This is a genomic window from Shigella sp. FJ200513 (genome assembly GCF_040495915.1).
In the GTDB taxonomy this organism is placed as follows: domain Bacteria; phylum Pseudomonadota; class Gammaproteobacteria; order Enterobacterales; family Enterobacteriaceae; genus ECMA0423.
In genome coordinates, this window is the sequence record NZ_JBDYCV010000139.1 from 1 (window position 1) to 8366 (window position 8366).

Here is an 8366-nt window from a genome sequence, read left to right on the forward strand (position 1 = left end):
GGCATTTCCGCAGCAATGATGCGGTCGCGGGCATCTTCAAATGCCTGTGTCAGCGGTCCGGACAGCGGGATTTTCACCACATCAATGGGGTAACGATTTTTGCCGTCAATACGCCGCATCACATGCCAGCGACCATTCGCCAGTTGCTGAATAAACGCATCCCGGAAAAGGTATTTCCCCACTTTCAGTACGCTGCCACGATGACGTGAGTTGCTGCCATGCCGGGAGCGGGCCAGTCTGACCTGTGCGGTACCCAGCTTAATGGCGGGCAGGTTACCCCGGTTAACACGCATGCGGGCATACATTTTTCCTGAGGGGCTGGCTTTAAGCAGCCTGACACGCTCCCTGACCGTTTTCAGGGGAATACCTTTCACCTGGTTATCCCCGGCAACGGTATTCTGCGCAACCTGCCGTGTGGCGACAGAAACAATCTTTGCCGCCACACGGTTTACCGCCCATGCGCTGGTCTGTGGCACCATGCGGGTATCGAGGCTGTTCAGATTGCGGATGGCATTCTCAAGTCCCTTCATCATATCGCCTCATTCTGGCATTATTCTGTGGGGCAGGACTGCCCCGCCTTAACCGGATATAACAGCATCCCCCGTCATCCGGAGTAATACGATCCACAAAGAAAGAATCATCCCCGATAGTTAACGTATCCTGACGGCGTAACTGCGATATATCTGCCGTTTTCACAAACAGGCACGGTGAGGAATCCTCAAGCCGGATCCCCCCGGCAACAAAAGAAATACTTTCGGGATCATCAAAAACCCCTGTCAGGTGTGTCCCCTCAAGTTCTCCGGACGTAATGACGGCGCTGATCCCCATATCACGGAGAATGACTTCATTGACACCGGCAAGCGCAGCATCAAACAGATTATCGAAACCGTCCACGACATCTCCTGTTACTGCCTTTTTGCCAGACCACCTGCCGCCATGCTGGCAGCCACCTCAGCAGAAACACGAAACGACGTTCCCGGTGAAACAAATATCACTGAACCATTACATTTTGTATGCAGTGTCGCCAGTGCCACCACCGTAACCTGCCCCGTTTCGTCTCCGGTAACAATGCCTGGCTGTTCAGGAACTGACTCGCCTTTATGCGCGGTCGGATCATCTTTCGATGGTGAGTACGTATCCGGCTCTGCGACCTCCCCCGCATCTCCAAGCTCTTCCTCCAGTTCCGCCACTCGCTGCGCAATATCTGCCGCACTACCGGAGACATCCGGTTCACGCCCCAGCCTCTCAGCCAGCTCACAAAGACGTTTCAGGTTTTCTTCTTTCGTAGCCATACCCGCTCCTGATTGAATGAAAAACGGGAGCATTTAGCTCCCGCTCACGGATTATTTCACCTGCACCACCACAAACTCATCCGGATCCGGCAGCACCATCAGCGGCGCGGACTGCGTCATGGTGAATTCACGCGCCGGATCACCCACGGTCAGCCAGTGTTTCGGATAACGGGAAGACGCCACCACGCCTTCAGACAATGCCTGCGCATCCTGAATGGCACCGTAGCAACGAATACCCTCTGCGGCCGTATTTCCCAGTACCAGTGTGCCGTCCGGCAGATAACGTTTTTCGGTACCGTCCTCTGCCACATAGGACGTTTTTGCCACCACGATTGCCAGATCACCATAATACCCTTTGAAGGACACCACCGCCCCCAGGTCTTTCACTGCCGTTTCCAGCTGTGAATTTGAGCCACGACGGGTATCCAGTTTTTCGCGGAACAGCTTAAAGCCATTCAGCAGACGCCAGACCTTACCATCCATAATGGCAATATTGATGGTGCCGGAAGCAAAATCACAGTACGCATCCAGATCATGCGTCGGATCAAAGGTATCGCGGTCCTGAGCGCTCCACTCCGTCCCTCCTGCCTGCGTAATGTTATTTCCCACCGACCGGCCAAAATCGACCTCAACAGTTTCAAACTGCTCTCCTTCCATGGTGTATTTGCCATACAGCACGGCATTCACCGCCTGCATCTCTTCCACCTGGACAATGGCGTGCTCTTCCTGTTTGAGGTTATCGGTGATGATACGCAGGCGACGGTAAGCCGGGCCGTTCAGCTGGGCCGGATCTTCACCGGGAAGACGCTCCACCGCCTGCTGGTAATTAAATTCGTGTTTCGGCTTAACGTAGCCCGGGCGCAGTACACGAGTTTCACCGCCACGGTGACGCAACACCTTTCCTTCAACAACCGGGGAGACATAGGCCGCCACCGGCGTTTTTCCGGTAATTTTGTCCAGCATTACCTCTTCGGTATGGAAATTCACCGTACGGCGGAAAAACAGCTCCAGAAACAGCGCACGAAATTTAACTTTTTGTTCGGTATAACCGAGTAACTGGCGGGTCGTAAACAATCCCATAAATCAGTTCCTTTCATTCAGAAATCAGTCAGGCTACCGCAGTGACCTGATAAAATGTTACGGCAGCGCTGCGTGACTCAGGGCACTGCCGGCAAAGGCATTCGCCTTTTTGTGTGTATCCACTCTCTCAGGCCAGTGGATGGCCTCCGTCGCAAAGGTCCCCGACTTGTAATACGTCAGCACCGTCTCTGTACCTTCAAGCGGCAGTACCAGTATGCCAACCACATGGCCTGCCTTCTGTCCGTCCCAGACCACCAGTTTCCCGGTATCCTCATCCAGCATCAGGGGCGTCAGAGCCGGTGTTGCCGAGGAAATCCCGCTGCAGCCTGTGGCGGTATGGGCCGGATCATTACCGGCAAAAATACGTACTTCCGCACGCTGTTCAGTGATGGTTTTCGTTACCATATTGTAAAAACCTCATATTGATGGTCAGCACTGACTTCATGGCATGGCCATGAGCATTTTCACGTCCGCATCACCGTCTGCTGACGTCTGTGGCACGCCACCCTGTACCGCTGCCGGTGAATGGTTCGCCATGAAATGTTCAAACATGGCGGTTGTGGATGCAGAAACCGGTTCTGCCCTGCCTGAGGCTGCCGCCAGTACAGCCCGGGCATTCTCCACGGTCATCCCCGGACAGGCCGCCAGTTTTTCAGCCTGCGCCTCTGCCCCTTTTGCCTCATCCAGGGCCATAATCTGATCACGAAGTGAGGGTCCGGCATTCGCCTGCGGTGAAGCAGCCAGAATCGGACGGGCTTTTTCCACCGTCATCTCCGGCATCGCCGCCAGCGTTGCCGCCAGTTGTTCACGTCCTTTCGCCTCTTCACATGCCATAATGCGATCGGCTTCACTCTGCGCAGATACACCAGATTGTTGCGGTGCCGCCACGGCCAGAATCGCCCGGGCCTGCTCAACGCTCATACCCTGTTGCCCTGCCAGCATCGTGGCCAGTTGTTCACGTCCTTTCGCTTCCTGACACGTCAGGATCCCCATCACTCGCTGGTTCTCCTGCGCGGCAGCCTCCGTTGCAGTTAATTGCGGCATAGTGCCTCCTGTATCGTGTGTGTTCAGCGTCGCAGCCATCACGCTGATGGCGTCCGACGCATTGATTAATTCATCCGCCAGTTCGGCCTCAATACCGGACTGACCTTCAAAAACGGCGGCCTCTGTTCCCATAACCGCATCCACAGATAAACCGGTATACATCGCCACTTTTTCAGCAAACATCCGGCGCGCCGCATCAATGCGCTGCTGCATGTCCTGGCGAACCTTTGCTGGCAGGGATTCAAACTGATTGCCATCCACCTTGTGCGATCCGGCGTAAATCAGCGTGATATCCACACCGGCCTGTGCCAGATGACCGGCATAGCTGACATGGCCCATCATCACCCCAATGGAGCCGATACGGGATGTCTGGGTAACCAGCCGTCGGGAGCAGGCCGATGCCAGTAACATGGCGGCTGAACAGGCCGTGTCATTGCACAGTGCCCAGACAGGCTTCAGCTGCCGGAGACGGTAAATCATGTCAGCGCAGTCAAACGCGCCGGTGGCCTGCCCGCCAGAACTGTCAATGTCCAGCAGTACGCCCCGTACCTGAGTGTCCGCCATTGCCTGCTGAAGACAGGCGACAATGCCGTCATAGCCAGTCATTCCGGAAAATGGCCGCATGCCACCCAGCCGGTGTACCAGCGTGCCGGTCACCGGCAGTACAGCAATACCGTTCACCACCCGGTAAACACGGGCAGGTCGTTTGCCTCCGGCCATGTACTCGTCCGTTTCAGCCAGCATCCCGGGAGCGTCAAGCTGTACCTGCTGTTGCGGTACCGAAAGGCTTGCTGCGCCCATCTCACGCCCGAGCGCGCAAAAGAAAACCCGCGCATAGGCGGGCTCCAGAAGCAGCGGCTCATTGAATGCCGCAGCGATAATATGTGAAAGATTACGTCTCACGTGATGTTGTCTCCTCTTCCGGCCTGCGACTCTCCGCTATCTGCTGCTGATACGCCTGGGCTATCCACACCGGACGTGAGAGTCCGGCTTTTTCGCGCTCTGCGGATTCCCTGACCTGCTGGCGGAAAATGTCCTGATAATCTTCGCCCATCAGTGCCAGTTCTTTCTCATACGTGCTCAGTCCGGCCTCAATGCGCATCACCGATTCCTGGACCTCCTTGAGCCCGTCAATGGCCATTCTTCCGGAGCTAATCCACTCTGCCCGTGACCAGGCTGAACGCGCCTGGTAAAAATCAAAACGCGCCCGTGGCGGACGAATAATCCCCCGAAGAAGCGCCTCTTCCAGCCAGCAGGAAAACATCTGCGTGGCCAGCCGGGCCGCAATAAATTTTCGCCGCCCCATAAAATAGCGCCACGACTCATTGGCGGAGGCGCGGGCACTTGAGTAACTGACCTTCGAGTAATCACGGGACAACTGTTCGTAGGAAACGCCAAGACCGGCTGCAATATACCGCAGCAGCGCCTGTTCAAGCGCCGAAAATCCATTGTCTGAATCCTGCGCTGTCTGCAGGTTCAGCGCATCGCCAGGAAAAAAGGTGCGGAATTTTAACACCGCCCAGCGTCACGTTATTCGTGTCATACCAGCGGGTGAACTTCTCCAGAATATTAATAAGCGGATTATCCTGCTGACCTTGCGGTGCCCCCGCGATATATTCAAATGCCTTTTCGGTATCAAGTTCACTTTCGATTGTGGCTGCATACATCGCCTTCACAATGGCCGACTGAAGCTGCGTGGCCTGCAGGGAGTCCAGCATCTTCATCCGCTCCATTACGCTGTAAAACTGATTAGCCCCACGGGTCTGCCCGTCCTCCACCGGCTCAAAAATATGCAGCATGGCCGGACGCCCGGTGGGAAGCTCACGCGGGATCCGCTCCCAGCGTCCGGCACCAGAGAACGGAAAATCATCCTCACAGATATGGTACGCAATCGCCCGCCCATACCGATCGACCTCAACCCCGGCCCGCAGAAAGTGGTTCCCCATACCGTGTCCTGGCGTGTCCACCCGTTTCGGACTCACGGCTTTAAAACGCGTACGGAATAACTGCGTGGTTTCCGTATCCCAGACCGGCTGCACAAAGATTTCGCCGTTAAAGGCATGCACGCCCACCCCTTCACGGATAAATTCCGTAAACGTGCGTTTCCCTTCCACGTCGATCTCGCCAAACATTCCTTCTGCGTATTCCGACCAGGCTGCTTCCACCTCCCCGACAAAACTTTTTGCCGTGGTCTCCCGCATCCCCAGCCAACGCCAGTTCAGACGGTAGCTGATAAGAAACATGTGCCCGACGATATGATCCTTATGCAGGGCCACCGCATTAGCCGCGATACCGTTATTGCGCACCAGATCATCTGCCCGGGCATTCCCCAGACGCAATGCAGGCAACAGGGCCGCATCGGCACTCTGCGCCGGTGGTAACCACTCTGCCATTTGCCCGCCAAATCCTGCGCCGCCTCCGTTGTAGCTGAGACTCTCACGAAGCGGAACGCCGTTCACATCAATCAGGACAGGCGTTCGTTTCATAACCTCACTCCCAGCGGTCGGCGGCGTCGGGTCGTACCCAGAACCGACTCCGCATCGTTGATCGCACGGTTAAGCTCATTCAGGGACGCTGCCGTATATTCGATCCTGCGACCGTCTTTCTGTACCGACACAACCCGTTTACCGGTTAATAAATCAAGGCGCGCCTGACGCAGCGCCTGCAGTTCAGCGACTGTAACCATTCACTCCTCCGGACAGCTTCGCTGCCAGTTCTTCAAGGGTCGGTTGTGCAGTTGCATCCTTGCGGGATGCAACTGCACAGCCAGATCAAGTTGCCAGCGTTGCACGGACACACGTAATGCCGCATAGGCATACACCAGGCAGTCCAGCGCTTCGTTACGCCGCTTTTTGTTATCCCACAACAGACGCATCTTTCCTTTTTCCCACTTTTCCACCAGTTCCTCCGCCACCAGTTGTTGTGCCTCTGTCTGCGAAAAAATCTCCGGATTATCAGGAAAGCGGATGGCATACGATGTGGCCTCATTCACAGGGGTGGGATCGGCCTTCATTCGGGCATAGAGAATTTCTTTTGCGGTATCCGTCCCCACCTCACACAGATACACACCCCGCTGATTGCGGGTTTTCGGCATGGTGATCACCGGCTTGCCATAGACAGAGGCACCTTTTACCGGCAGTACCCGGAAAATACCGTGTTTTTTTGACCTCTGATACACGATTTCGCCATCGATCCCCCCGATATCCCAGCAGACACGGGAAATGGTCATTTCGGTACCGTCTGCATGGCGGTATTTTTTATTGATCGCCGCATCCACACGTAACAGCGTCTCTTCCTCATCAGGACGTCCCATGATGATGATTTTATCCACCAGAAAGGCTTCCTCTCCCGGAGCCCACCCCCAGACATACATCTCAAAACGGTTTCGCTGCGAGTCAATGCCCGCCGTCAGATAAACCACCCGGACAGGCACCGTTGCCGTGTAAGGCACAACCTTATCCATCAGTACCTGGTGATCGAGTTTTTCGCCCACGGCCTCTTCCCAGGTCTCGCCCAGCGTGGTGTTCACAAAAGTTTTCACGCCGTTGGGATCTTTCAGTGCATCCAGCCAGTCACAGACTATCTGTACCCTGGTGGTGAACGGACTGTACGCCGTCCATATATGGAAAGTGATGGAGCGCGGCGGCGGAATTTCATTACCCGAAGCACTGAAAAACGTCAGACCGTCACACGTCCACATCCCGGTATTGTCACAAATCCAGCGCCCCCCGGTCTGATCAAGTTCAGACTGACGGATCACGCAGCCATTATGTTCACACAGGTAATACACCGTTTCCGGTTTACCCTTCTCCCATTTCAGGCCAAACGACGTCGCATCATCGCCAAACTTCAGATACTGCTCCTCCCCGCAATGAGGGCAAGGGACATAAAACCGCATGAAATGCGCAGATTCATTCGCAGCTTTTTCAATCTGACAGGAGCCTTTAATTTTTGGCGTTGAACCGCGTATGGATTTTGGCCATACCGAACCTTCAATACGTTTATCGCCAAGCAGTGTTGGCGAACCTTCTTTTTCCACATCCGGTTCAAACGAGGAGAGTTCGTCATAGCAGACCACATCGACAGATTTTTCACGGTAGTTTTTGGCAGCAGCACCACCCAAACACCAGAACCCCACACCAGAGGAAAAACGCTTCAGTGTGAGCGTATTATCCCGGTGTTTCCGGCCCAGCCAGGGAGAAAGTTTTTTCAGGCAAGGAACATCACGAATTGTTGCTTCCACGTGAGACTTCATAAAATCTTCAGCAGCTGAGTCCGTCGGCTGAAAAAGAAGAGTGTTGCGGGATTTGTGCTCAATAAAATACCCGATCACACCAAGCACCATTTTTGTATAACCAACACGGGCAGATTTAATCAGGTTAACTGTACGAATCTCGTCATTGCCCATGCAGTTCATGATGGCGACCTGAAACTGCAGCGTTTTCCATTCCCCCTCACCGTATGACGATTCTTTAGGCAGGTAATAATTTTGATCGGCCCATTCTACAGCCGTCACCGGCAATACCCTGACCAGTGGCTGCAGTGCGATAGTGACTGCCACCATCATATTACTCAGTTGTTGTTCTGATATATTCATCGAGTAAATCCGGTAATTTATCCCCCGCACGCGCGCACTGATTCGCTCCCTTAGCAATAAGGATTTTCAGATGATCAATATGACGCGGCGTTAAATCCGGGAACTGTCGTTGCATGGACAAAGGAATGGAGTCAAGCGTACTGGATAAAGCCATCGCCAGCTTACTAAGGGCAAAAATACAAAATCCGGTATCGATAAGATTTCCTTTTGACACCTGATTTTTTAACTGCTGTGCGACAGCCTGTTCTGCGGTCAGTTCCCATCTGGCAATGAGTAGTTTGAGGTGTACTGGCAATAGCGGACACTACCATTTGTTCTTTTTTTAAGCAGCCATCTGATGATATTTTTCCCTG

Annotated in this window: 7 protein-coding genes and 3 pseudogenes; all 10 read right to left on the minus strand. The window is 54.3% G+C overall.

Annotated features, from left to right (window positions below; translation table 11 throughout):
• Positions 1 to 530: phage tail protein (locus ABZJ92_RS19385; protein WP_353765458.1), on the minus strand; the 530-nt coding region annotated here is incomplete at its 3' end.
• Complete coding sequence (locus ABZJ92_RS19390; protein WP_000348593.1) at positions 517 to 894, minus strand: head-tail joining protein; 378 nt, start codon at positions 892 to 894, stop codon at positions 517 to 519. The genes ABZJ92_RS19390 and ABZJ92_RS19385, both read right to left, overlap by 14 nt.
• An 11-nt stretch (positions 895 to 905) precedes the next feature.
• Positions 906 to 1292 carry a DNA-packaging protein FI gene (gene gpFI / locus ABZJ92_RS19395; RefSeq protein WP_000201488.1) on the minus strand — a complete coding sequence of 129 codons (387 nt, stop codon included), beginning with the start codon at positions 1290 to 1292 and terminating at the stop codon, positions 906 to 908.
• Between the two features lie 51 nt (positions 1293 to 1343).
• Positions 1344 to 2372 (minus strand): major capsid protein, encoded by a 1029-nt coding sequence (locus ABZJ92_RS19400; protein ID WP_000522647.1) that lies wholly within the window; start codon positions 2370 to 2372, stop codon positions 1344 to 1346.
• A gap of 57 nt (positions 2373 to 2429) precedes the next feature.
• Positions 2430 to 2777: a head decoration protein gene (locus ABZJ92_RS19405; protein WP_000256794.1), complete on the minus strand. Its 348-nt coding sequence runs from the start codon at positions 2775 to 2777 to the stop codon at positions 2430 to 2432.
• A 36-nt stretch (positions 2778 to 2813) separates the two neighbouring features.
• Positions 2814 to 4319: a S49 family peptidase gene (locus ABZJ92_RS19410; RefSeq protein WP_001254019.1), complete on the minus strand. Its 1506-nt coding sequence runs from the start codon at positions 4317 to 4319 to the stop codon at positions 2814 to 2816.
• Positions 4309 to 5902 (minus strand): annotated as a pseudogene (locus ABZJ92_RS19415) (phage portal protein). Before ABZJ92_RS19415 ends, ABZJ92_RS19410 begins: the two are co-directional and overlap by 11 nt.
• Positions 5899 to 6102: a phage head-tail joining protein gene (locus ABZJ92_RS19420; RefSeq protein WP_000259004.1), complete on the minus strand. Its 204-nt coding sequence runs from the start codon at positions 6100 to 6102 to the stop codon at positions 5899 to 5901. Before ABZJ92_RS19420 ends, ABZJ92_RS19415 begins: the two are co-directional and overlap by 4 nt.
• Positions 6086 to 8013, minus strand: a pseudogene (locus ABZJ92_RS19425) (phage terminase large subunit family protein). Before ABZJ92_RS19425 ends, ABZJ92_RS19420 begins: the two are co-directional and overlap by 17 nt.
• Positions 7985 to 8293 (minus strand): annotated as a pseudogene (locus ABZJ92_RS19430) (terminase small subunit); the annotation flags it as partial. The pseudogenes ABZJ92_RS19425 and ABZJ92_RS19430, both read right to left, overlap by 29 nt.
• Between the last annotated feature and the right edge of the window lie 73 nt (positions 8294 to 8366).

Bases quoted from the DNA above. Each gene is read 5' to 3' on its own strand.
- ABZJ92_RS19420 (WP_000259004.1), bottom strand. From the start codon at position 6,102: ATGGTTACAGTCGCTGAACTGCAGGCGCTGCGTCAGGCGCGCCTTGAT.
- gpFI (WP_000201488.1), bottom strand. From the start codon at position 1,292: ATGGCTACGAAAGAAGAAAACCTGAAACGTCTTTGTGAGCTGGCTGAG.
- ABZJ92_RS19405 (WP_000256794.1), bottom strand. From the start codon at position 2,777: ATGGTAACGAAAACCATCACTGAACAGCGTGCGGAAGTACGTATTTTT.
- ABZJ92_RS19400 (WP_000522647.1), bottom strand. From the start codon at position 2,372: ATGGGATTGTTTACGACCCGCCAGTTACTCGGTTATACCGAACAAAAA.